The following is a 24349-nucleotide window of genomic DNA, read 5'->3' as shown; positions in this document are numbered from 1 at the left end:
AGCATGACCCCAGCCCCTTCCGAGGTCTCGTCCCCCAGTGCCGAGGCCCGTCCCGTGGACTCCAGCGAGCGGCTGGCGCTTCTCGACACACTGCGTGGTTTCGCGCTGTGCGGCGTGTTCATCTCCAACGTGATGGTGTGGTTCAGCGGCAGGGCATTCCTGCCGCGAGAACAGACGCTCGCGGCGATGAACACCGCGTCGCTCGCGGACACCCTCACCTGGCAGGCGTACGTGTTCCTCGTGGCGGGGAAGTTCATCACCCTCTTCTCGTTCCTCTTCGGCCTCGGCTTCGCGGTGCAGATGGGCCGCGCCGAGGCCCGAGGGGCCTCCATCACACCGCTCTATGTCCGGCGGCTGGGGGTGATGCTGGTGATGGGGCTCTCCCACCTGTTCCTCATCTGGTACGGCGACATCCTCAGCACGTACGCGGTGCTGGGTTTCGGCCTGCTCCTGTTCCGGGGGCGCTCGGAACGGACGCTGCTCATCTGGGCCCTGCTGTTCGCCCTGGGGTGGTCCGTCGTGGGAGTGGTCATCCTCAAGCTCCCACAGCTGATGGCGGACTCACCGGAGGCCGGCGCGGCCATCGTCAAGGCGGCCACCGAGAAATCCGAAGCCATCCGGGCCCGGACGCTGGCGGCCTACGCGGGTGGAGGCTGGTTGGACGTGACGAAGGCCACCTTCCACTTCGTCTTCCGCGACTACTTCCCGCTGCTGCTGGCCATCACGCTCTCGACCTTTGGCCGGTTCCTGCTGGGCCTGCTGGCGGGGAAGCGCCGCATCTTCCACGACGTGCCCCAGCACCTGGGGCTGTTCCGCCGGGTCCTCGGCTGGGGGCTCGTGGCCGGGGTGATTGGCGGCGGCAGCGGCCTGGTGCTGCAACAGCTCATGCTCAAGCAGGTCTTCACCCCGGAGACGCTGCCGACGTGGGTGTCCTTCGTCATGGCGCCGCTGCGGAACCTGGGCGAGCTGGGCTTCGCGGCCGTCTACGTGTCCGGCATCACCCTGCTCTTCCAGCGGGCCCCCTGGCAGCGAGCGCTGGGCCTGCTCGCGCCCGTGGGCCGCATGGCGCTGACGAACTACCTGTCACAGTCGCTCATCAGCGTGCTGTTCTTCTATGGATACGGACTGGGCTTCATCACGAAGCTGGGCCCCACGGCGTGCGTGGCGTACTGCCTGGCCATCTTCTGCGTCCAGGTGGCATGGAGCCACCTGTGGCTGTCGCGCTTCCGCTTCGGCCCCGCGGAGTGGGTGTGGCGGTCGCTGACGTATGGCAAGGCCCAGCCGATGCGCCGTGATGACGCCCGGGGCCAACGCACGACGGCGCCGGCATAGCGCGACGCTGCGCCCAGGGACACATCAACGGCGGCCAGCCGCGGGTCAACGGCAACCAGCAGCCTTGAAGATCAGCTCGGTGACGGCTTCAGGGTGGCTGATCATCGCGACGTGTGAGCTGCGAATCTCGACGGTATGGGCGCGAGCGCGCCGGGCCATGAAGCGTTCAGCCTCGGGCGGGATGGTGTTGTCGTCGCGTGCGACCATGTACCAGGACGGAATGACCTTCCACGCTGGCGGCCCAGATGGCTCATTGAAGACGGAGACGGCGGCTGGGCGCTGACTGGCGGCCCCCACCGCCGCGTCCTTCTCACGGAGGTCGGCCGCGAAGAGCTCCTGGAAGAAAGCGGGGTCGATGTATGCGTCGGCGTCCGAGCTTCCGCCCCCTGGGAACGGGCGCAAGACGAGGTGCTCGCCAAGCTCGGAGTGGCCGCCGCCGAGCGTGTTGGCCTCCGAGATGCTCTCCCCCTCATCCAGTGCATACGCGGCGATGTACACGAGCGCCCTCACGCTCGGGTTCCCGTTGGCCGCGTTCGTGATGATGGCTCCGCCGTAGGAGTGGCCGACCAGGACGACGGGACCGGTGAGGGTCCCCAGGAAGTATCGAAGATACTCCGCATCCCCCGAGATGCTTCGCAAGGGATTGGCGAACGCGTGCGCCGTGTAGCCTTGCCTCTGCAACCGTTTGATCACATCGGCCCAGCCGGATGCGTCGGCGAACGCGCCGTGGACGAGGACGATGGTGGGCTTGCGACGACAGCCGGTGTTCGCCACGTCTTCGGATGCAACGGCCTGGGAGGGAATGGCGCTGACAGCCAGCAGCATCCAGAGAGCATGGAGCAGGCCCAGCCGGCGCATGTTCCGTGGGGTGAAACGCTGAGCGTTCATCGGCCTCTCCGGATGAGTCCGCGCGAGGTGCGGGACGGCGCGGAAGGTGGGTGGCCGATATCACCGCGCCAACCCGGACCGGGGTCCAGGCAGGATGAACGCGCCCGGCAAGGCGCCCGGCCCCTCAGTCCACTGCGACGCGGCCCACGGCGCTCCTCGCCATGCGCAGCCACACCAGCGAGACCATCAGCCACGCCGCCGTGAGCGCACTCCAGGCCTGGGGCGCGCTGGCCTGGACCAACCACAGTGTCACGACCACCCCCATCGCGAGCACCCGGGCGAGCTCCAGGGGCTCGCTCCACGCCTTCGACTCCAGCATGCCGCTCCAGGCGGTCGCCATCGCCCAGAGCAGCAGGCTCAACACGACCTTCTGCCAGCCCGAGAGCGGCGAGGCATGGTGGCTCACCAGGAGCATGAACGGCATCGACGCGAACAACTGGAAGACGAGGTACCTCCGCACGCCAGGCAGTTCCCGCGAGTGGTACTTCACCTCCGCGCCCTCCTGCTTCCAGTAGCCCAACGCACGAGGAGGAAGGTCCGCGGGCCGCCAGCCCGTGGGCATCACCCAGAGGCGCAGCCGGTCCCAGTGGCTCTTCGTGGCGACGGCGTCCGCGAAGAGCCGGGCCCAGGCTTGGAAGTTGATGGCCGTGGGGTCCCAGGTGTTCGCCGGGGTCGTCAGGCCATAGGAGCACGGCTCGGTCTCCTCTTCGTAGGTGCCGAACATCCGGTCCCAGATGATGAGGAAGCCCGCGTAGTTCTTGTCGATGTACAGGTCGTTGCGCGCGTGGTGCACGCGGTGGTGCGACGGCGTGTTCAGCCACGACTCCACCCACCGGGGGAGCTTGGGGATGACCCGCGTGTGGGGGATGAACTGGAGCACCAGGTGGAAGGCCACCATCGCCAGCACCGCCTCCGGCGGAAAGCCCACCAGCACCAGCGGCCAGTAGAAGAGGAACGAGAAGAGGCGCTGGGTCACGCTCGCGCGCAGGGCCACCGCGTAGTTGAGCTCTTCGGTGGAGTGGTGCGGCGAGTGGGCCGCCCAGCCGATGTTGGTGCGGTGGCCGAAGCGGTGGAACCAGTAGAAGAGGAAGTCGACGCCCAGGAAGAGCGCCACCAGTGACAGCGGCGACGTCGCGTCCAGCCGCCACGGCGCGAACTGGCCCAACTGCGTGAAGAGGGGCAGCACCAGCAGCGCCACCGCGACGTTGACGCACTGGTTCATCACGGCCGTGCCCATGCTCGCGATGGAGTCCTGGAAGCTGTAGTAGCCGTTGCGCCGCGCCACGCACCAGGCGAACTCGGTCAGGGCCAGGGCAATGACGAAGGGCGTCGCCACGGCATAGACGTTGATGGACATGCCGCCGGTATATGGTTCCCCCAGCGGCCTGCGCCTTAACCCAGGTCAAGCCAGGGTCCTTCGAGCCGTGAGATTCCCCAAGCTCTTCGAGCGCCTCGCCACGCTGGCCCCGCTACCTCCCGAGGAATGGGTGAAGGCCGAGGCCGTGGCGAAGGAACAGTCGCTCGCGAAGCGGGAGCTCTTCCTGCGGCCAGGGGACGCGGCGGACCGGTTCGCCGTGGTGCTCCAGGGCGTCTTCCGGGGCGTGCGCGTGTCGCCACGCGGGGGCGAGTCCATCAAGGCCTTCCGCGCCGAGGGAGAGCTGATTGGCGCGTACGCGGAGATGTTGCAGCGACGGCCGTCGATGACCTCGATTGAAGCGCTGGAGCCGAGCCGCGTGCTGGTGTTCCAGGCGCGGGACTTCCAGGCGCTGGAGCAGGGCCACGTGTGCTGGGAGCGGCTGGCGCGCCGCGTGGCGGAGCAGCACTTCCTGCTCAAGGAGCGCCGTGAGCAGGAGTTCCTGGAGCTGTCCGCGGAGGAGCGGCTCGTGAACTTCTGGGAGGAGCATCCCCATTTGAAGGGACGGGTCCCCCAGCGCGACGTGGCGGCCTACCTTGGCATCACCGAGGTGGGACTGAGCCGCATCATATCCCGGCGCCGCAAGCGCGACGGTTGACTAGAGCTTGGGGAACTTGACGACGCTGGAGGAGACCTTGACGAGGTCGTAGGACTCCTGCCGGCTGACCAGGTTCGTCTGCTGCGCGACCAGTTGCGCGCGGAACTCCACCTGCCGCGCCTCGTAGTCGAAGAGCGCGTAGACGACGTAGTACCGCGCCCGGCGAACCATCGTTTCCTGGTCGACCGAGAGCTGGATGTCGTCCGGGTTCAGGCTGCTGTCGACGACGCACTTGAAGCCGGCCAGCTTGTGCAGGTTCTGCGAGGCGCTGTCGGTGCGCGCCTCGTGCCGGATGAAGATGCGGCCCTCCTGGAACTTGTACCAGAGGCTGCAACCGCTCAGGTTCGCGGTGAAGAAGTACGTGAGGGTGCCGGTCGAGAGATCGATCTCGCCCTCCGTGACGTCACCGGACTTCCACGGCAGGTAGAAGGTATCCGGGGACTTGCTCTCCTTGAGCGTGGCCAGCTCGCGGTCTTCCAACTCATCGAACGCCACCGCGTAGGCGCCCATGCCGGCGCCAGGAGCGGGACCGAGAATGAGCGGCTTCTGCTTCTGCCTGCCAGATGCGTTTCCCATGAGACTCATTCATAGCAGCAGGGTGGTGCGTCTTCACCTGAAGCCCTTGAAGTGGGAATATCCGCTCAAACCGACTTAGCCCACAGAAAGGTTTACGATGACGACCTCATCCCGTTCTCTTGCCCTGCTCTTCCTTGGCGCTGCGCTGATGGGTGGCTGTGAAGCGGAGCAGACGACCACGCCCACGAGCGAAACCACGGTCCTCCCGACGGATGACCTGCGAACGGTCGAGAGCCGCTCGACCATCGATCCTTTCTGCAAGGCGGCGACGCAGGAGAACTTCGTGCTTTCGCTCCTCAACCAGCGACGTGCTGCGGGCGCTAACTGTGGTGGGGTGGCGAAGATGCCGGTGCCTCCGCTCTCCGTGAACGCGAGACTAACGTGCACGTCGACCAATCACGCCCAAGACATGGCTACGAATGGCTACCTTGGATACATCAGCCTGAATGGCTGGACCCCCTTGCGGCGCGTCACGAACGCGGGCTACACCCCGCTATCGTACGTGGAGGAGAACGTCGCCGCTGGTTACAGCACGGTGGAGGCGGTGGTGGATGCATGGATGGCCAATCCCCGCGACTGCAACAACATCATGAGCCCGGCGCACATTCACGTGGGCATCGGACAGTCCACCGTGCAGGGCAGCACGTACAGCTATTGGGTGCTGGATTTCGGCCGGCCGTAGCGGCACCGCCCGTAGCCAGGTGGAACCCCCTTCGTCGGGCCTGATCCGTCCTGGCAGCCGCGGCCCCCTTCGTAGTCGCCCTGCGTGCCAGGCTGAAGGGGCGAATGGACCGCTCTCATTCCCCCTCCCCTACTCCGCATGTTAGGAGTTGCCCGGTTCCGGGAGGAGTTCATGCGTTCATCTCAGGCATTGGGGCCGCCCCTGTGCTGGGTCTTTCTCGTCATCCTGCCGTCAGTCGGGCTGGCGGCTCCAAGCAGCGAGGTGAAAGGCCATCTGGAGGCCATCGCCAGTCTCTACGAAGAGCTCGAGTTCGAGAGTGCCCTCGGCCAACTCGCCACGGCGCGGCGGCAGGCGAACGGACCGGAAGACGACGTCGAACTTTCACTCTGGGAAGGCTTGCTCATGGCGGAGTTGAGCCGGACGGAGGAGTCCAACGCTGCCTTCATGGCCGCCCTGTTCCTGCGGCCGGACGCACAGCTCCCCTTGAAGGTGTCGCCCAAGGTGGCGAACCAGTTCGAATCGCTGCGGAAGGTGGTGAAGCGCACGCAACAGACGCGCCGTGACGCGCCCAAGCCCTCGCCCGCACCGCGTCAGGCGACGGATGTACCGCGTGAAGGCCCTCCGCCATCCGCACCGCCTCGCATCACGTCTCCGGCCAGCGTCGAGGTGGCATCGGCGCCCATCGCGCCCCCGCTCCAGGTGACCCAGGAGACGCGGAAGAGTTCCTTGCGCTCCAAGGCCTATATCCCCGCGATCGCCGGCGGCGCGCTCACCGTCGCGGGTGGGATTTCCTGGGCCCTGTCTCGTGGAGAGCTGTCGAAGCTTCGCAACGCGGACCCGTCCCTGGCGAACTTCGCGGACATTGACCGGGCCGCGTCGCGGGGGCGGACACTGCAAGCCGCGGGCGTCGGAATGCTGGGGGTCGGTGTGCTGGGGCTGGGGTTGGCGACGGGCATGTATCTGATCGGTGCTCCCGAGAAGAACCTCGCCATGCAGATGGGAACGGATGGCCGGTCGGCGCTTGTGTATGGGAGGTGGCCATGAACCTGTTTCGACTGCGGGCAGCGCTGGTCCTGTTCGTGCTCGCGAGCGTGGCCTGCACCGACTTCGATCTGGAAAAGCAGAAGCTGTGCAAGCAGTTCCCTGAACGGTGTGGCAACGCCGACGGGAGCATTGGCGACTGGACGGGTGGAGCGCTGAACGTCACCTTCGAATACAGCGGCTTCGAGCGCGGGTGCGTCACGGTGACCGCAACGGACGCGGCCAACCCGGGGAACACGAGCAGCCTCGACGTAGCGCTCCCCGGCAAGACGCCCGGTTCCGTGTCGGTGATGGTGTTCCGGACGAAGGACTGGGGCCACACGCTGAACGTGACGACGCAGTTGCATGAGATCGACTGTTCAGCCCCCTTGGTTGGGGCCGCGCAGGAGAAGAAGACGGACGTCCCCGAGGGGGGCACGCTGGACGTGGCCTTCACGGTGAGCGCCATTGATGGAGATGGAGACGGCTACTTCAGTAGCGGTGGCCCCGGGGGGACCATCAAGGGCTCCGACTGCAATGACGGGGACCCGGCTGTGAACCCCAGCGCCAAGGAGGTGTGCAACGGAAAGGATGACAACTGCACCCTCGGAGAGTCGGACGCGGACGACAAGCCGACCTGGTACACGGACGGAGATGGGGACGGATACGGAGACGTCGCGGTGCAGTCCTGTTCCCAGCCTGCTGGGACCGTGGCTCTGGGCGGTGACTGCAACGACAACGACGCGCAAGTCCGGCCGGGCCGGGCAGAGTTCCTCTGCGATGGCAAGGATGACAACTGCAATGGCACGAACGACGAGAACTTCAATCTCGGCAGTGATTGCGAGACTGAGTTCAAATGCGCTGGCAAGGTGGCATGTGCCAGCACCTCAAGCCAGACTGCTTGTGTGCCTATCGAGGAGCCGCTGACCTGGTACGTGGACAGCGACGGTGACGGCTTCGAGGGCCAGGCAGTGGCGGAGCAGGCCTGTGAGTCGCCCGTTGCAGGTGGTGTCTCGCCCGCCCAGGACTGCGACGAGAGTTCTGTCTACGTCCGGAATGGGCTACCGGAGGTCTGCGACCGGCTGGACAACAACTGCTCTGGCACGGTGGACGAGGGGTGTGGTCCACTCACCTGGACGGTGAAAACGTCAGTCGGTGGAAGCGATAGCCTGACGGCCATCACCCTTTACGACAATGGGCAAAAGGGATGGCTGGTTGGCACAAACAATCTCGTCCATTACGACTTCACAACTGGCACTGCAACGCCGTATACGCATTCCTCCTGCCTGGATAACTGGACGGCGGCATGGGCGTCCGCGAACGGACGGCTCTTCGCCGTCGCGCAGTCAGGGAAGATTGTGACCCGGCTCTTTAACGGCGATCCCGGTTGTTTCCAGGTCACCGCGCCCGCTCCAACATCGCTATATGGCATCACCGGCATCGAGCAGTCCGGGCAAGACGCCACCGTCTATGCGGTTTCAAGCAATGGCAGGATTTTCAAATGGACATCACCTTACGGCCAGAGCGGTGCTCTTTCTACCTTCGGTAATGTTGGTGACAATCTTCGTGCGATCGCGAACTCCGGGTCCGAGGGAACGTTGTTGGCCGTTGGTGGGAGTAGCAATGCCAAGGCAGTTGCCTACCGCTATGACACGGCAAGCTCTCAGTGGGTTTCAGACCCGTTGAGCGGAAGCTTCGACGGATTCCTCAAAGGCATCCATGTAACGGACAGCCGATTCGCCTACGCGGCTGGCGACAATGGACTGGTCTTCAAGAGGAGTGGAGGCGTCTGGACCCCCTTGCCTACCGTCGTCGAGTCTGACGGAACAACGAAGGTCCAGATTCGGGACGTCCTTGCCTTCAGCGAGAAGGGCATCTACGTCGCCACCAGCGCAGGGATGATCCTTTTCTACAACGGATCCGTGTGGACCACCGTGTACACAGGACCAGCCCCGCTGTACTCGCTCGATGCCCCTTCACCCGCTCGCATCGTGGCGGCGGGCGAAGGTGGCACCGTCGTGAGCTTCACGGCGCCCTGAGTCGCCCGGCCCCGGCTGGAATCGCGCGTCGGATCCATCGACGCGTCTTTCCCCGGGGCCTTGCCCGTGGGCCGTTCCACCCAGCAGGCCTGGTGCCGGGCCCGCCGGTCCAACAGGAGGGTCCACATTCCCCCTGTACTTATCCGGTGATCAGCGGTAGACCGGCGCCCGCACGAGGTGAGCGGCTCAGCTTCAGAGCCCGTTCCGCCCTGGGGCTTTTGTGGGGAGTTAGTTCAGTTGGTTAGAACGCCGGCCTGTCACGCCGGAGGCCACGGGTTCAAGTCCCGTACTCCTCGCCACCAAGAAGGGCCCGGAATCGAAAGGTTCCGGGCCCTTCGCTTTTTCCGCAACGGGTGGCCTGGTGGGATGCGGCCCACTCCATCTGGCTTTGCCATCCTGTCCCTTCAGACCGATTGCGAAGCCGTCGCCGTCAGGTTCTAGACTGCCACCCGTCACGGCCAAAGCCTCACAACCAGACACAAGCAGGGGGCGTGGTCCCAAGGGGCCACGGAACAGACAAGCATGAAGACTGCCATTCAATGGATGGGGATGCTGGCCACGTGCGCGTGGCTTGCCTCGTGTCAGGGGATGCCCCCGGAGGGCTCCGAAATCATTCGCATGGAGATCGCCCTGACGGGGGATGTCTGCGGAGTCACTTCCGCCACCGCGACGGTCTCCGCGCCGGACATGACGACCCTGGGCCCCGTGGCGCTCCAGGTGACAGAGGCGGCCATCCAGGGCCGCATCACCCAGGTCCCGGCGGGCACGGCCCGCACGGTCCAGGTGAACGCGCTCAACGCTTCCGGCCAGATGGTGTACTCGGGCAGCACCCAGGTAGATGTGGTCGCGGGCAGCGTCACCTCGGCCAACCTCGTCCTGCGCCGTGACCTCACGAACTGCCCCAGCACGCCGGGCACCGGTGGCATCGACATCATCGGGTCGCTGGAGACGGGTGAGCCGTCCAGCGACGGGGGCACGTCCGACGGCGGGTCGCCCTCGGATGGGGGCATCGTCCTCGATGGCGCGCAGCTGGCCTTCAACGTGGACGACGCCACACTGACCAGCGGAGGCATCATCCACTTCTTCGACCGCACCGCCGACCGGGTCCACCGGCTCGACGTGAAGAATCGCCGCTTCCTGAGCGCCTACGCGGGCACGGCCGACGCCGTGTCCATGGCGGTGACTCCGGACGGGGCCACCACGTACCTGGCCTACACCGGCGGGCGCATGGACGCCTTCTCGCGCGACGGCACCGCCCGCTTCTTCGCCGCGGCGCCGGAGACGGTCTCCAGCATGGTGGTGGCCGGCAACTACCTGTTCACCATCGACGGCTCCGGCGCGTGGGATTCGCACTCGCTCTACCAGCGCGCCACGGGTGCGCGCGTCGCCACGGCCGAGTGGCGCTACTCCGCCCGCAGCCTCGTGTTCTCCCCGGTGAACAAGCGCGTCTACCTGCTCAACTCGGGCGTCTCCCCGACGGACGTGACGATGGTGGACGTGGACCCGGTGGCGGGCACGCTGGGCGCCGAGCGGGACTCGCCGTACCACGGTGACTACAACCTGCCCAACCCCATCCGGCTCCTGCCGGACGAGTCAGGCGTCCTGGTGGGCAGCGGCCTGTTCTTCAACGCTGGCGACCTCACCTACCGCACCAGCATGGGCCTGTCGTTCGTGGACGCTGCGTTCCACGGCGGCCGCTACTACCTCATCGACACGGTGGGCAACACGACGCAGCTGCGCGTGCTGAGCAGCACCTTCGACATCCTCTCCGCGGGCTACCACCCTGGCATCGCGAAGCGGGTGTTCGTGCACGACGGTGAGCTGGTGCTCGTCACGGAGGTGCGCACGGGGCAGCTCCAGGTGCGCATCCTCGCGCTGTAGGCCGGAGCCCCGTGGGTGCAGTCAGAAGCCCAGCAACCCCATCGGGTTGCTGGGCTTCTTTCACGTGCAGCCTGCTACTGCGTGACGTCGACGGTGTAGACGCCATCGCCGGACGTGGCGGTGCCCGTCACGTGGGTGCTGCCCGGCGTGCGGCGGACCTTGCCGGTGCCGTCGTCCTCGATTTCACCCGTGAGGGTGAGATCCAGGATGACGCTGCCCTCCAGGTCTCCCGTCATCTGGAAGGGCCCCTTGAGCGTCCCGGTGAACGTGCCGTCCGGGATGTCGCGCAGTTGGAGGGTGAGCTCCGGCTGCGCCGCCGTGTCCGTGCTCGACGCGTAGGTGATGTTCACCGGGTCCTCGTCCCCGCCTGGGAGGATCTCTCCGTCAGAGTACCCGGTCATGCCAATGCGCAGGCGCATGCCCTTGTTGGCCGAGCTGCCCTGGTCCACCTGCCCGGTGACGAGCAGCGTCCCGGAGACGTCGCCCGTCGTGGACTGGGGCGCGATGTTCGCGCTGGACGCGGTGTTGAAGCCGACGAAGCCCAGCTGCAGGGCCTTGCTGACGGACGGGTCGAGCCCGAGGTACGCGCGGCGGGCCTGCTCGTCGGAGCTGATGTCGTCATCACCGCAAGCCGTGAGGCCCAGGGACAGGAAGAGGGAGCACGCGACAGCGGTCACGGCACGCGGAAAAGGTGTGAGCATGATGGGTGTCTCCTGTCATCCGATGGGGCTGTTGCACACGCAGGGCGTCGTGCCAGTGCAGGCTTCCCCGCTGATCGTCTCGCAGTTGAGCCGCGGGCAGCACGGGCTGGTGGGCGAGCACGCCTGACCGCCGGCGGAGCAGGTCGAACCCGTCTCGCAGGTGCCGACGACGCTCCCACCCGGGATGTTGCAGCCGAGCCCGACGCAGCAGTCCGCGGGCGTCGTGCAGGCCTGGCCCTGGGGCTGACACGCGCTGGGAGCCGAGCAGGTGCCATTGGAGCAGATGCCGGAGCAGCAGGCGGCGCCCGAGGCACAGGCCTTCCCGTTCGCGGCGCACGTGCCCGCGTCCGTCCCCCCCGTGCCTGCGTCCTGGGTGCCCGTGCCACCGTCCGTGCCGCCACCGCCCGGCACGTTCCCGGTACGGCAGGCATAGCCAAACTCGGAGGCGACGAAGCAGGTGGTGCCCGCACAGCACCTGGAGTTCCGCGGGTCACAGGGCGTGCCCACGGGATCGCACGTCACCTTCTGGCAGGTCAGGCCGCCATCCGCGCCGGGCAGGCAGCGCGCCCCGCCGCAGCACTGGTCGGAGAACTGGCACTGCTGGTCCTGCGCGATGCAGCACGGCTCCTCGCCGGTGTAGCCCGTGGGGCAGCCCGCCGGGCAGTTGTTGTTGGGGCAGCCGCCGAAGCAGCGCGGCACGCCGACGGAGTCCACCTTGCACACGGCCTTCTGGCCGTCGCAGCAGGCCTCGCGGGCGTTCACGTCGATGATGCCGCCATCCGGCAGCTGGCCGCTGCCGCAGATGTTGCCCACCGGGTTGCAGCCATTCGGCTTGTCACAACGGCTCTCGCGGCAGTCCACCGCGTTGGACAGCTTCTCGCCGCCACAGCACACGCCGTCGTCGGTGCAGTAGTCGCCCGTGGGACGGCAGCCGCCCACCGGCTGGCACACGGTGGTCCCGTAGCCCAGGTCCACGCACGTGCGCGAACAGCAGGTGCTGGAGCCCGAGCACGGATTGCCGTCCTGGAGGCAGCCGCCCGCGCCGCCACCGCTGACCGCCACGCAGCGGCCCGGGGTGCCCGTGTTCTCCTGCGAGCACACACCGCCGCAGCAGTCCGCGCCCTTCATGCACAGGTCGTTATTGGCCTGGCACGAGTACGCTGCCTTGCAGACTCCTCCCTGGCAGTTGCTGGAGCAGCAGTCCCCCGCGCCGGTGCAGGCCTGGCCCGGCACCTTGCAGCTGCTGGTGCTGCTGGAAGGCAGCGCCGCGCACTTGCCGTCCGCGCCACAGAGCTTCGTGCAGCACGCCTCCGCGCTCGCGCACGTGCTGCCTACGTCCAAGCACTGCAGCGTGGAGCACCTGCCGTCCAGGCAGCTGTTCGTGCAGCACTCGATGCCGCTGGTGCAGGCCTCGCCCGCGGCGGTGCACTGGGCACTGGGGGCCGGACAGACGCCCGTGTCCGAGCAGAGGCCCGTACAGCACTGGGCGCCCGAGTCCCGGCTGCACGCCGTGCCCTCGCCGAGGCACTGGGAGCCAGGCCCCGCGTCGGGCAGGGGCTGCGGCCCCGCGTCCGTTCCGGCATCCACCGTGACCGGCGGAGGGTCCGGCGGCTTGCCGATGTCTCCACTGCTACAAGCCACGACACCGAGGGCCACACCCAGGGCGCCCAGCAACAGCCAGCGGTTTGCCTTCATCCCCAGGAGACCCCAACGGGTGATTACCGGCCACGTGACAGCCCTGCCCACGCCCTGATGCCAGGCGGTCCTCCTCTGCGGTCCCGAGGTCGGGCCGGCAATCGAACGGAGAGGCGGGCGTACACCTCGCGGACTCCTTCCCTTGGTGAACCCATGCGTCGTTCCCTGTCCCGCCTCATGCTCGCGGCCATCGTGTTCAGCCCGGGAGGTGCGGCCCTCGCGGCGGAGGGGACGAAGAAGCCCGCGACGCAATGGCTGGCCAGCCCTGCACAGGCGGCCCGCGCGGCGCGAGTGGAGGCGGGCCTGGCCCCGGTCGTCATCGAAGGCGAGAAACCCCAGAGCCTGACGCTCTCGCAGTGGATGGCGCTGTACCGGATCCCCGGGCTGAGCATCGCCGTCGTCGACAAGCACGCCATCGTCTGGGCCAGGACCTATGGCGTGAAGGAGGCGGGTGGCTCGGAGCCCGTCACCCTGGAGACGCTGTTCCAGGCAGGCTCCATCAGCAAGCCCGTGACGGCCCTGGCGGCGCTGCACTTCGTCGAGGCTGGCAGATGGTCGCTCGACGAGAACATCAACGACAGGCTGCGCTCGTGGAAGGTCCCCGAGAACGACCTCACGAAGGAGCAGAAGGTCACCCTGCGCCGGCTGCTCAGCCACAGCGCGGGGACGACCGTGCATGGCTTTCCCGGGTACGCCGTCGACGCCCCCATGCCCACGCTGGTGCAGGTGTTGGAGGGCGAGGCGCCCGCGAACACGGCCCCGGTGCGCGTCGACCTCGTCCCCGGTACGAAGACGCGCTACAGCGGCGGGGGGACATCCATCGTCCAACTGATGATGGTGGATCAGCTCCGGAAGCCGTTCCCCCAGGTCATGCGGGAGACGGTGCTGAAGCCGCTCGGCATGAGCAGCAGCTCCTACGAGCAGCCCCTCCCTCCGGCCCTCGCCGCAAGGACCGCGACCGGGACGTATGCCAGCGGGAAGAGCGTCGCGGGCCGCTGGCACGTGTACCCGGAGATGGCCGCGGCCGGACTGTGGACCACGCCGTCCGACCTCGCGCGGGTCGCCCTTGAGGTGTCCAGCGCGAAGGCGGGGAAGTCCAAGCGCGTGCTGTCGCAAGCGATGACGAAGCAGATGCTGACGCGGCAGTCGGAGTCGTTCGGATTGGGCTTCCAGGTGGAGCCCGGCACCGACCGCTTCGTTCACGGAGGCTCGGATGAAGGCTTCCAGGCCGCGTTCATGGCCTTCAGTGACACGGGCAGCGGCGTGTTCGTCATGGCCAACTCCGACAACGGCTTCCTGCTCTTCGACCGCCTCATCGCCAGCGTCGCGGCCGAGTATGGCTGGACCGGGTTCAAGCCCGAGCCCGAGTCGCCGTCCGCCCACGTGGATGTGCTCATGCGGCTCAAGGGCGTCGACACCGCGCTCGCCTGGTACACCGCGAAGCATCACGAGGGCATGAAGGGCCTGGAGCCAGGGCACCTGAACCAGCTCGGCTACCGGTTGCTGGGAGACGGCAAGGGCGCGGAAGCGGTGCGGGTGTTCGAAGCGAACGTGAAGCTCTTCCCGACGGATGCGAATGCCTACGACAGCCTGGGCGAGGCACAGCTCCAACTGGGACAGAAGGAAGAAGCCATCGCGAGCTACAGGAAGTCACTCGCGCTGGACGCGAAGAATGCCAATGCGGTGAAGGTCCTCGAAAAGCTGGGGGTGTCCACCGGGAAGTGAGCCGTGCGCCGCGCATGGAGGAGCGGCAGGCCCGGCCTGGCTTCGGGGAGCACCTGCACCGGTCCCCCAGGCCGAGCCCGAAGCTCGGGATGATATCGTGGGTCCGCTCAGCGGTTGTAGACGGCCACGCGCAGCTGGGAGCGGATCTCCATGAGGACATCCCGGGGGGCCTTCCCGGCCTTGAGCATCTCCTCCGCGATCCGCCTCCACGCCTCCATCTCACGGGGCTTGGGCGGACGGTAGGCGCCTTCGAGCACGTCCTTGAACGCCATGTTGACGATGCCGTCCGGGCTGGGCGTCTTGCCGAAGTCCTTCTCCGAGCGGAGCTTCTCGGAGATGGCGTACATGATGGCCTGGGAGGCGGAGCCCCCCTTCGCCATCTCCTGCGCCAGCTTCGAGTACTCCGCGTACTCGGCCGGGGTGGCCGTGCGGTTCTCCTTCTCGAAGACGCGCGCGAAGGCCTTGTCGATGGCGGCCTTGATGGCCTTGGGGTCCTCCGGCTTGCCGCCGTAGTCCTTGATCTGCCGGACCTTCTCCGCGACGGCGAACATGATGTCCTTGGGGGCGGCGCCCTTCTCCGCGAGCTCCTTGGCCATGGCCCGGTACTCGGCCTTCTCAGCCTCGGTCGTGGGACGCGACTCGTTGTTGTAGACGTACTTGTAGGCCTGGTCGATGACGTCGTCGATGACCTTCGGCGAGTTGACCGGCGCACCACCCGTGCTCTGGCGGGCCCGCATCTTCTCCGCGACGGCGAACATGATGTCCTTGGAGCTGGAGCCGGACTTCGCCATGTCCTCGGCCATCTTCGTGAACTCCGCGTACTCCGCGGCGTTGGGCTTGCGCGAGCCTTCGAAGACCCGATCAAAGCCTTTCTCGATGGCGGACCGGATGACCGCGGGTTCGCCCGGCTTGCCGCCCCAGTCCTTGACCTGCCGGATCTTCTCCGACAGGCCGTAAAGGAGGTCCTTGCCGCCAAGGCCCTTGTCCGAGAGCTCCCGGGCCAGCTCCCGGAACGCGGCCTTCTCCGACTCGGAGGTGGGACGCGCGTCGTCAAAGTAGACGTACTTGTAGGCCTGGTCGATGACGGCATCGAGCTCCGCCGCGGTCTTGGGCTTGCTCGGTCCGGTCACCTTCTCGCGCAGCTTCGCGACGAGCGCGTTTTCAATCTCCTTCACGTCACAGCAGCCCTCATTGCGCATCTTCTGGGCGAGCGCGTACAGCTCATTGCGCTCGGTCGGGCTCGGCAAAGGGATGTTCTCACCCGCCGCGCGCCGGACGGCGTCATTGACGGCCGTGTCCAACCGCTCGTTGCGGGGCGGGTTCATGGAGGGAGGGAGCAGGTCGTAGGCCGGCGGCGTCTGCTGGGGCGTGGCCGCGGAGAACGCCGCCGGCGCGGTGCTGTTCGTGGACGCCGCTGGCGTGGTCACGGATGCCTTCAGGGCCGCCAGCAATAGCAGCTCCGAAGAAGATGCCGGCCGCGTCGTCGTCTGCGCCGTCTGGGCTTTCACTGGAGATGGGGTGGCAGGCTTCTGACCGACCTTCATGGGCATTCCTCGGGAAAGAAATACGGTGCTCGGGCTTTACTGATTATGAGACTGAATCCGGCAAAGTTGCCCAAATCCGCATGTCGTGGATACCCCTTAGCACCTGGCGATGTCTGTCGTTGACGGAAACCCTGTCGGAACAGATGGGGATATGACTGCCAGGCCACACTGCGTGCAGGCAGGCCCGCGCGGCGGCTCTCTTCGACGCCCCGGCTCCACGCCCCCTCCACCCTGTAACCGGACTCCGCCCTGCCGCGTATTCCTCTTCGCGCCACCCGGAAGGGGCTGGAGGCACTCTCAAAGGCCGAGAGTCGCCCGCCCTTCCCAACATTCCGCCTGTGAGGTTTGTCCGTTCAGGACAGCGCCCGGGCGGAACCCGATGCCCTCCTCTCTCCCTCGTGATTTGACGCGACGCTCCACTCTCCGAGCGTCGACATGGAAACATCCCCACCGAAATGTAATCAACCATCCCACTTCACCGGAATCCGACCAGGAATTTCTTACAAAGTGATCGAGGTGCGGAAACTTCCGGACGGGGTTGGGGAGAATGGGAAAAAACGGTCGCCGTTCCGGGCGCCGTTCCCATCGAACTCCGGAGTCCGACCATGACCCTGCCCATCGGCTACCGCCCGCTTCCGCCGCCCCCGCCGCCCCCGAAGCCTGTCGCGCCGCCCCCGGCGAAGCCGACGACGACGACGCAGCAGCAGCCCGGGACGCAGCCGAGCGTCTCCACGCAGACGCAGGGCAACGTTCAGACGCCCTCGCGCAACGTGCTAAGCGGCGAGTCCAGCTTCGAGGCGGGCGGCTCGCGCGCCGAGGTCAACGGCACCGGCCCCGGCGGCGTCAACACCAACGCCTATGTCCAGGGCCCGACGTTCAGCGCGGACGCGTCCGTGGACGCGGACATTGGCCTGTCCGGCATCGACGTGAACGTGCAGGTGGACGTGTCCGCCAACTTGGTGGAAGCGGGCGCCAGCGCCACCAAGACGGTGGACTTCGAGATCGCCGGCGAGCAGTACTCCGTCGAGCTGGACCTGGCGGCGCTGGGCAAGATTGGCGCCGAGGGCTCCATCGACCTGGACCTGCACGTCGGCACCGACGGCAACCTGTCCCTCAACGCCGCCGCCTCCGGCTTCGCGGGCGCGCAGGCCAGCCTCACGGGCGGCATCGAGCTGAAGCACGAGGGTGACACCCTGGCCTCCGCCAGCATCACCGCCAGCGCCAGCGCCGGCGTGAGCGGCGACGCCCACGCGGACATCGGCTTGGACGGCGGCAACCTGGAGTTCGACGTCGGCGTGGAGGCCACGGCCGGCCTGGGCCTGGGCGTCGAGGTGGAAGGCTCCGTCAACCCCGGCAACATCCTCAAGGCGGTCGGCGAGACGGCCGCCGCGGCCGGTGGCGAGGTGCTGGAGAACATCGCCGAGGGCGCCATCAACGCGGGCGGCGCGGTGGCGGACGCGGCCGGCGACGTGTTCAACGGCGCGGTGGACGTCCTGGGCGACCTGGCCGGCGGCGTGAAGGACGGGCTCAGCACGGTCGGGGATTGGGTGACCCCCTGGTAGGCAGGCGTGAAACCGCCCAGCCCCACCGGGCTGGGCTATCCTCCTGAGCCATGGCCGTCTCCAAGCAAGCATCCTCCGCGGCGCGTTTGATGAAGCAGGGCCTCCTCAAGGATGCCGCCATCGAATTCGAGCGCGCCCTCAAGCAGGATCCGAAGGACGCGGCCGCGCTGCTCGGGCTCGCGCGTCTGCGCCTCGCGCAGCACGACGAGCCCGCCGCGCGCGAGGTGCTCCAGCGGCTCGTGGCCCTGCACCCCACCCACCCCGAGGCGCTGAGCCACCTGGCCCGGCTCGACGCGGAGAAGGGTGACGCGAGGCAGCTCGCGGTGCTGGAGGCGCTCGCGGCCCAGCCGAAGGCGGGCTTCTTCGAGGTCGTCAACCACGGCCGCGCGCTGCTCGCGCACCACCAGTACCCCGCCGCCATCGCCGCGCTGGAGAAGGCGCTCGCCCTGCAGCCGGGCAACGCCCAGACGCTGACGTACCTGGGCATGGCGCTCCAGGGAGACAAGCAGCTCGACCGCGCCTTGAAGCGCTATCTGGAAGCGGCGGAGGCCAGCCGCACGGAACACCTGCCGCTGCTGTTGGCCGCGCGGGTGCAGGTGCTCAAGGACCAGGTGGGAGCGGCGCTCCAGACGCTCCAGAAGGCCATCCTGCGCAGCCCGCGCGAAACGGCCCTCATCCGGGAGTTCGCGACGCTGTGCTTCGTGGCGGGCGCGCCCGAGCCGGCCATCAAGGCCGCCATCGACATCCGACTCCAGCAGCCGGACAACGCGGACGCCATCTACCTGCACGGGCTGGCGTCCTTCGTGGCCGGCAAGGACGCGGACGCGGACCGCATCCTGCGCGAGGCCCTGGCCAAGGTGCCGGACAACACCATGGTGCGCATCGCGCTGGCCAAGGTGCGCCGGCGGATGGGCGACGACGCGGAGGCCCAGAAGCTGCTGGAGGCCGCCCACGCCAGCGACCCGTCCGACGTGGGCGCGGCGAATGACCTGGCCGTGCTGCTGATGTCGAAGCCCGGGGGCGCGGCCAACGCGCGCGCGGTGCTGGCGCCAGCGCTCCAGGCGCATCCGGACGACGCGGGGCTGCACCTCAATCAGGCCCTGTCGCTGGCGGACACCGACAAGGCCCAGGCCCGCACGCACGCGCAGAAGGCCCAGGCCAGCACCGACAAGCACATCCGCGAGCAGGCGGATCGGCTCGTCGCCGCGCTGGCTGGCAAGTAGTCACCTACGACGCTCGAGGCCGCTGTGTTCTTCGCGGCCCCGCGCCGTCCAGGACTTCCTTTCATCACCGGAGAGGGAGTCCGCGCTGAAGTACGACGCAGCAACCGAACCGCAGGAGCGCGAGGTGCAGGTCGGCTCGGCGCTCCTCTCGGGTGCGCAGGCGATTGAAGTGGTGCAACCAGGGCAGGCTGCGCTCCACCCCCCAGCGGTGGCGTCCCAGCTTCTGGCTCGACCCGAATCCTTTGCACGCGCTGCTCGCCCAGCGCTGCCAGGCGTACCTGCTCGCTCGCGCACGTCCCCCTGAGCACTGGCGTCGCGAAACGCGCGACTGGACACCCGCGGGGTCCGTGCGCCTCCATCCCTCGCCGGAAGCCCAGCAACTGACGCGCATCGGCTGAACCCTCTCACGCGACAACCCCCTTGACGCCCACCGCGTGCCCCACCCGGGCCGGGCTCCCTCCAGGGCCGCGCCCCGCACCGCGGGATGAGTCATGGCCTGGAGGGGCGTGAGCCCCACCCAGCAGCGTTCGCCATTCCACGTCTGTCTTTGCGTGTCCCCCGCCGAAAAGGCAGTTGTTGGAACAGAGCACGGACTTCAGCTTCCTGGCACGCAAGCAATCAGGGTCTTTGCCACCGCTCACGGGCGCTCGTCGCTCCGGGGAGGGTTCTTTTTCGCTTGCGTGAAGGTCCACGGCGAACGACCCGACGGGGAGCACCGCACAATGGCAAGCAAGACGAAGGAAGACTGCAACTGCGCTGACGTGGCCGATGCGGCCGACGGATGCGTCAAGGTCCAGGTCCACGTGGACCTGAAGAAGAAGACGCTGGATGTGAACATGGAGTCGGGGTGCACGCAGCCCGTCGGCGCGGGTCAGGCCCCGGCCCCCACGGCGACCCAGCCGCTGGCCGCCTGGAACAGGCAGAGCGGAGGTGACACCTTCCAGGTCATCTTCAACGGGAAGGTCTACGAGAACGCCTGGTGGGTCGAGGCGATTCACTGCCCTGGCCAGGTGGATGATCCGAACACCAACCCGTGGCGCTACAAGCGGGACGCCACGCAGCCGGAGATGGATGAGCTCGGCAACCCGACCGATTGCAACAACCCCATCCCCGAGCCGGGCGACGCCCTGACCCGCGACGACGCGCAGACCCTGGCCGGTTACAAGAAGGTGGGTTACGAGCGCGACGGCTCCGGCACGAGCAAGCTGTCGTACTCGTCGGCCCGGGTGGCCAAGCCCGTCTACAACCAGTACGCCCAGGCCAGCACGAAGCCGAAGGTGTCGGCCTACATCACCGACTGGTGCCAGTACGACGGCCGCCTGGACAAGCCCGCGGACCAGCTCGAGGCCAAGGACTACGGCCGCGGCTTCGACCTGCTGAACATCCCGGTGACGGCCTACGACCGGCTCATCTTCAGCTTCATGGGCGTCTACAAGCAGGCGCGCAACCCGGAGACGAAGCCCGGGGACAAGGACATCGCGGACAGCATCATCGCGCACGCGGAAGGCGCGGGCTTTGGCCAGCTGGGCCACGTGACGCTCGTGGACGCGTGGGGTGACCTGGCGTCGTACCGCAACTGCGGCCTCACCGCCGGCCACTACGACGTGACGCCGACGAACTGGCTGAACTACTACACCGAGTCGCAGGTGGCGGGCCTGCTCGGCGGTCTGCGCGAGCTGAAGAAGAAGGCCGACGCGGCGAACCACCCGCTGGACCTGGCGTTCTCCATTGGCGGCTGGTCCATGTCCGCCTACTTCTCCCCGATGGCGGCCGACCCCGCGCAGCGCAAGGTCTTCATCGACAGCGTCATCGACATCTTCACCCGCTTCCCCATGTTCTCCGCGGTGGACATCGACTGGGAGTACCCGGGCGGCGGCGGCCTGGACTTCAACCCGGTGCTCCCCGAGGACGGCGCGAACTTCGCCCTCCTCATCGAGGAGCTGCGCGCCCGCCTGGACGCCCTGCCGGCCCTGCCCGGGGGCAAGAAGCGGGAGATCACCATCGCGGCGGCGTGCGACGTGGAGAAGCTGAAGCGGGCCAACATCCCGGAGTTGATCCGCAAGGGCCTCAACAACGTCTACCTGATGGCGTACGACTTCTTCGGCTTCTCCTGGGCGAACGAGCTCGCGCACCACACCAACCTCCACGCGTCCCCGGGCCGGCCCTTCTCCGCCGAAGCCGCGGTGAAGTACCTGCTGGAGTCGGGGGTGCCCTCCACGGCGCTCCACATGGGCTACGCCAACTACGGCCGGGCCGCGGCGCAGGCCAACCCGGACACCGGCACGCACAACAAGCAGGGCAGTCCGCTGGGCTCCTTCGAGGCGGGCGCGGTGGAGTTCTTCGACTCCATCTTCAACCACATCGACTTCACGAAGAGCCCGCCGGAGGGCAAGCACGGCTTCACGCTGTACACCGACCCGACGCCCAACGCGGACTACCTGTACAGCAGCACCATGCAGCACTTCATCTCGCTGGACACGCCGCGCACGGTGAAGGCCAAGGCGGAGTTCGCCCTCGAGCACCAGCTGGGCGGCATGTTCTCCTGGTCCGCGGACCAGGATGACGGCCTGCTCTGCAACGCCGCGCGCGAGGGCCTGGGCTACTCGCTCACGGCCAACGGCAAGACGTTCGACATGGCGCCCACCTACAAGCCCGGCGCGACCCGGCCGCTGGGCCCGACGGGCAAGGGCAAGGGTGTGAAGTAGCCCCTTCCGCCCTCCTGACGTGAGCCGCCCCGGACGCCTTCGCATGCGTCCGGGGCGGCTCCGCCCACGCCACGGGCCGCGCCTGATGACTGGAGACATCAGGCAGTGACGGCGGTCACCAGTCCCAGCCGCGCGAATCGCGCTGGCGCGCCTCCAAGCCCAAGGAAGATCAAGGGATTGCGCATGTCCCTGGGCCTCCGGGGCCCTGGCACGCCCGCTGCTATGGGTGGACTCAACGCTGAACGCGGTCCCAACCCTCTTCTTCCTGAAACGAGTTCCCCCATGAAGATCTCCGGTCGCGGCTCCTCCAACGCCATCCGCCGTCCCCCCGCGCAGGACCTCCCGTCCTCCAAGCCGAGCACGCCCAAGCCGAGCACGCCCAACGCGCCCCAGAAGCCGAACTCGCCCAACACCACGCTGAAGCCGGACACCAAGCCGAACTCGCCCAACGCGCCCCAGAAGCCGGACGGCAAGCCGAACTCGCCCAACGCGCCCCAGAAGCCGGACTCCCGGTTCTCGAAGACCGACCTCTTCAACTCCGCCATGCAGGTGCCGGATGCCCTGCTCTCCACGAGCTCGCTGATCAACGGCCTCCAGGGTCCGGGCGGAATGCCCCCCTCGCCCGCGATGCTCGACGGCCTCCAGGGTCCGGGCGGAATGCCCCCCTCGCCCGCGATGCTCGACGGCCTCCAGGGTCCGGGCGGAATGCCGCCCTCGCCCGCGATGCTCGACGGCCTCCAGGGTCCGGGCGGAATGCCCCCGCCCTCGATGATCGACGGCCTCCAGGGTCCGGGCGCCATGTCTTCCTCGCCGGTGATGCAGTCGCTCCAGACGGACGCCTTCTCCCCGGCCGGCTCCAGCAAGACCGAGAGCATCGGCAAGCTGCTGGAGGGCATCACCTCGGTGATCAGCAGCATCACGGAGCTGGTGCAAGCCGCGACCCAGGGCGTGCAGGCGGTCTCCCAGGGCGTGCAAGGCGTGGCCGGTGCCGTTGGCACTGCGGGCGGCTCGCTGCTCGGTGGCGCGCTCGGTCAGGCCAACCCGGACCCGACCGCCGGCATGAATCAGGCCCCCACCATCGAGTAGGCCGACGGCACCGCGCCTCGGAGAAAAACAAGGAGCCCCTTTCCAGCACGGGCTGGGAAGGGGCTCTTCGTCATCACGAGGACCCGGCGCGGGTCACTTCGGCGCGCCAGCCCCTGGATGCGCGGCGGGCGCCAGCGTCACCAGCGCCTCCACGCCGAAATCCGTGATGCTCGACCTGGGCTCCCGGGGCAGCGTCTGCCGCACCTATCGCACCGCCTCCCGGAGGGCCGGGCCTCTCAGACCCGGGCACCGGCTCCGGTCCTCTGAGCGAGCCTCCACCGTTGCACGGTCAACCCATGCAGCCCGCGAGGCACCACGTATCCGCGGGAACGGAGGCCTCATGGCCCAGGAAAAGCTCGAGCGAAACAAACCCCACGCGAACATCGGAACGATCGGGCACGTGGACCACGGCAAGACGACGCTGACGGCGGCCATCACGAAGGTGCTGGCGAAGTCGGGCGGCGCCTCGTTCCTGGCGTACGACCAGCTCGACAAGGCGCCAGAAGAGCGCGGGCGTGGCATCCCCCTCTCCACGTCGCACGTGGAATACAAGACGGCGAACCGCCACTACACGCACGTCGACTGCCCGGAGCACGCCGACTATGTGAAGAACATGCTCACGGGCGCGGCGCAGCTGGACGGCGCCATCCTGGTGGTGTCGGCGGCGGACGGCCCGATGCCCCAGACGCGCGAGCACATCCTGCTGGCCCGTCAGGTGGGCGTGCCATCCATCGTGGTCTTCCTGAACAAGGTCGACCTGGTGGACGACGCAGGGTCATGCGAACTCGTGGAGTTGGAGGTCCGTGAGCTGCTGAGTACGTATGGCTTTCCCGGGGATGACGTCCCCGTCATCCAGGGCTCGGCGCTGATGGCGCTGGAAGGCAAGGACGACAACGCAACGGGCGAGACGGCCATCCTGAAGCTGCTGGAGGCGGTGGACAGCTACATCCCGACGCCGGCAAGAGCGGAGGATGGGCCCTTCTTGATGCCCATTGAAGACGTCTTCTCCATCACCGGTCGAGGCACCGTGGTGACGGGGCGCGTGGAGCGAGGTGTCATCAAGGTGGGCGAAGCAGTGGAGATCGTCGGCCTCCGGGAGACGCGGAGTTCGGGGGTGACGGGCATCGAGATGTTCCGCCAGCTGCTGGACCATGGCCGGGCGGGCGACAACATCGGCGTGCTGTTGCGTGGCATCAATCGCGAGGATGTGGAGCGCGGGCAGGTGCTGGCGAAGCCAGGCACCATCCAACCGCACACGAAGTTCAAGGCGGAAGTCTACGTGCTGTCGAAGGAGGAGGGTGGCGGCAACACCCCGTTCCGCACCCACTACCGCCCGCAGTTCTACTTCCGCACCACGGACGTGACCGGCGTCATGAAGCTGCCGGAAGGCAGCGAGATGGTCATGCCAGGTGACAACACCTCCGTGGAGGTGGAGCTCATCGCTCCCATCGCGATGGAGCCGGGTGTCCGGTTCGCGGTTCGCGCAGGAGGTCGCACCGTGGGCGTGGGCGTCGTGGCGCAGATCATCCACGAGTAGCACGCGCGACAGACGGCGCAGGGAAGGGGTGTCCCGGGCGAGGAGCGCTTCCACAGGCGGCGCTCCCAGCCCCTGGAGACTCAAGTCATGTTCCAGCCCGACCTCACCGTCCGCGCGTTCTGTCACGCGGACGAGAAGCCC

At 67.6% G+C, this 24349-nt stretch carries 18 protein-coding genes, 1 tRNA gene and 1 pseudogene; 13 read left to right on the top strand and 7 right to left on the bottom strand.

Translation table 11 applies throughout. The annotated features are described in order from the left end of the window. The first annotated feature begins 3 nt into the window (after positions 1–3). Positions 4–1332, top strand: coding sequence for a DUF418 domain-containing protein (locus JYJ93_RS09250; RefSeq protein ID WP_206788143.1), 1329 nt, complete (start codon positions 4–6; stop codon positions 1330–1332). 45 nt (positions 1333–1377) lie between these two features. Here the strand turns inward: JYJ93_RS09250 and JYJ93_RS09245 are convergent, their stop codons facing one another. Together JYJ93_RS09245 and JYJ93_RS09240 are read right to left on the bottom strand one after the other, a co-directional pair. Further along, positions 1378–2220: an alpha/beta hydrolase gene (locus JYJ93_RS09245; RefSeq protein ID WP_206788141.1), complete on the bottom strand. Its 843-nt coding sequence runs from the start codon at positions 2218–2220 to the stop codon at positions 1378–1380. 124 nt (positions 2221–2344) lie between these two features. Continuing rightward, the gene (locus JYJ93_RS09240; protein ID WP_206788139.1) at positions 2345–3577 is read right to left on the bottom strand and encodes a sterol desaturase family protein; all 1233 of its coding nucleotides are present in this window, start codon (positions 3575–3577) and stop codon (positions 2345–2347) included. 67 nt (positions 3578–3644) lie between these two features. Between JYJ93_RS09240 and JYJ93_RS09235 the strand changes: the two genes are divergently transcribed. Continuing rightward, positions 3645–4232, top strand: a complete 588-nt coding sequence (locus tag JYJ93_RS09235; protein ID WP_206788137.1) for a Crp/Fnr family transcriptional regulator — start codon at positions 3645–3647, stop codon at positions 4230–4232. Here JYJ93_RS09235 and JYJ93_RS09230 read toward each other — a convergent pair whose 3' ends face one another. Next, positions 4233–4808 carry a hypothetical protein gene (locus JYJ93_RS09230; RefSeq protein ID WP_206788135.1) on the bottom strand — a complete coding sequence of 192 codons (576 nt, stop codon included), beginning with the start codon at positions 4806–4808 and terminating at the stop codon, positions 4233–4235. A gap of 97 nt (positions 4809–4905) precedes the next feature. On the opposite strand from JYJ93_RS09230, the gene JYJ93_RS09225 reads away from it, so the two are divergent. The 5 genes from JYJ93_RS09225 (at position 4906) to JYJ93_RS09205 (ending at position 10430) form a co-directional block, all read left to right on the top strand. Further along, entirely contained in the window at positions 4906–5490 is a 585-nt protein-coding gene (locus JYJ93_RS09225; RefSeq protein WP_206788133.1) for a CAP domain-containing protein, read from the top strand. 189 nt (positions 5491–5679) lie between these two features. Beyond that, positions 5680–6534 (top strand): hypothetical protein, encoded by an 855-nt coding sequence (locus JYJ93_RS09220; protein ID WP_206788131.1) that lies wholly within the window; start codon positions 5680–5682, stop codon positions 6532–6534. Next, entirely contained in the window at positions 6531–8549 is a 2019-nt protein-coding gene (locus JYJ93_RS09215; protein ID WP_206788121.1) for a putative metal-binding motif-containing protein, read from the top strand. Before JYJ93_RS09220 ends, JYJ93_RS09215 begins: the two co-directional genes overlap by 4 nt. A gap of 222 nt (positions 8550–8771) precedes the next feature. After that, positions 8772–8848 (top strand) — tRNA-Asp (locus JYJ93_RS09210). A gap of 223 nt (positions 8849–9071) precedes the next feature. Beyond that, positions 9072–10430 (top strand): hypothetical protein, encoded by a 1359-nt coding sequence (locus JYJ93_RS09205; protein WP_242543743.1) that lies wholly within the window; start codon positions 9072–9074, stop codon positions 10428–10430. 74 nt (positions 10431–10504) lie between these two features. On the opposite strand, the gene JYJ93_RS09200 is transcribed toward JYJ93_RS09205, so the two are convergent. Both JYJ93_RS09200 and JYJ93_RS09195 read right to left on the bottom strand, forming a co-directional pair. Beyond that, positions 10505–11131: a hypothetical protein gene (locus JYJ93_RS09200; protein ID WP_206788119.1), complete on the bottom strand. Its 627-nt coding sequence runs from the start codon at positions 11129–11131 to the stop codon at positions 10505–10507. Between the two features lie 15 nt (positions 11132–11146). Beyond that, positions 11147–12772 carry a hypothetical protein gene (locus JYJ93_RS09195; RefSeq protein ID WP_206788117.1) on the bottom strand — a complete coding sequence of 542 codons (1626 nt, stop codon included), beginning with the start codon at positions 12770–12772 and terminating at the stop codon, positions 11147–11149. Between the two features lie 207 nt (positions 12773–12979). Between JYJ93_RS09195 and JYJ93_RS09190 the strand changes: the two genes are divergently transcribed. After that, positions 12980–14551 carry a serine hydrolase gene (locus JYJ93_RS09190; RefSeq protein ID WP_206788115.1) on the top strand — a complete coding sequence of 524 codons (1572 nt, stop codon included), beginning with the start codon at positions 12980–12982 and terminating at the stop codon, positions 14549–14551. A gap of 107 nt (positions 14552–14658) precedes the next feature. Here JYJ93_RS09190 and JYJ93_RS09185 read toward each other — a convergent pair whose 3' ends face one another. After that, the gene (locus JYJ93_RS09185) at positions 14659–15978 is read right to left on the bottom strand and encodes a hypothetical protein (RefSeq protein WP_206788113.1); all 1320 of its coding nucleotides are present in this window, start codon (positions 15976–15978) and stop codon (positions 14659–14661) included. Between the two features lie 722 nt (positions 15979–16700). Here JYJ93_RS09185 and JYJ93_RS09180 point away from each other — a divergent pair. Together JYJ93_RS09180 and JYJ93_RS09175 are read left to right on the top strand one after the other, a co-directional pair. Then, positions 16701–17657, top strand: coding sequence for a Circumsporozoite protein (locus JYJ93_RS09180; RefSeq protein WP_206788111.1), 957 nt, complete (start codon positions 16701–16703; stop codon positions 17655–17657). An 89-nt stretch (positions 17658–17746) separates the two neighbouring features. Then, positions 17747–18880, top strand: a complete 1134-nt coding sequence (locus JYJ93_RS09175; protein WP_242543742.1) for a tetratricopeptide repeat protein — start codon at positions 17747–17749, stop codon at positions 18878–18880. Between the two features lie 64 nt (positions 18881–18944). Here the strand turns inward: JYJ93_RS09175 and JYJ93_RS39905 are convergent. Further along, positions 18945–19100 (bottom strand): annotated as a pseudogene (locus JYJ93_RS39905) (IS5/IS1182 family transposase); the annotation flags it as partial. A 502-nt stretch (positions 19101–19602) separates the two neighbouring features. On the opposite strand from JYJ93_RS39905, the gene JYJ93_RS09170 reads away from it, so the two are divergent. The 3 genes from JYJ93_RS09170 (at position 19603) to tuf (ending at position 24208) form a co-directional block, all read left to right on the top strand. Beyond that, a complete protein-coding gene (locus JYJ93_RS09170) occupies positions 19603–21585 on the top strand; it encodes a glycosyl hydrolase family 18 protein (RefSeq protein WP_206788107.1) in 1983 nt (660 codons plus the stop codon). Positions 21586–21867: 282 nt separating this feature from the next. After that, positions 21868–22671: a hypothetical protein gene (locus tag JYJ93_RS09165; RefSeq protein ID WP_206788106.1), complete on the top strand. Its 804-nt coding sequence runs from the start codon at positions 21868–21870 to the stop codon at positions 22669–22671. Between the two features lie 340 nt (positions 22672–23011). Then, complete coding sequence (gene tuf, locus JYJ93_RS09160) at positions 23012–24208, top strand: elongation factor Tu (protein WP_206788097.1); 1197 nt, start codon at positions 23012–23014, stop codon at positions 24206–24208. Positions 24209–24349: the final 141 nt, after the last annotated feature.

The sequence above is a fragment of the Corallococcus sp. NCSPR001 genome, from assembly GCF_017309135.1.
Taxonomy (GTDB): Bacteria; Myxococcota; Myxococcia; order Myxococcales; family Myxococcaceae; genus Corallococcus.
The sequence above is the reverse complement of the archived record's forward strand: the minus strand, read 5'-3'. Positions and strand labels throughout refer to the sequence as shown.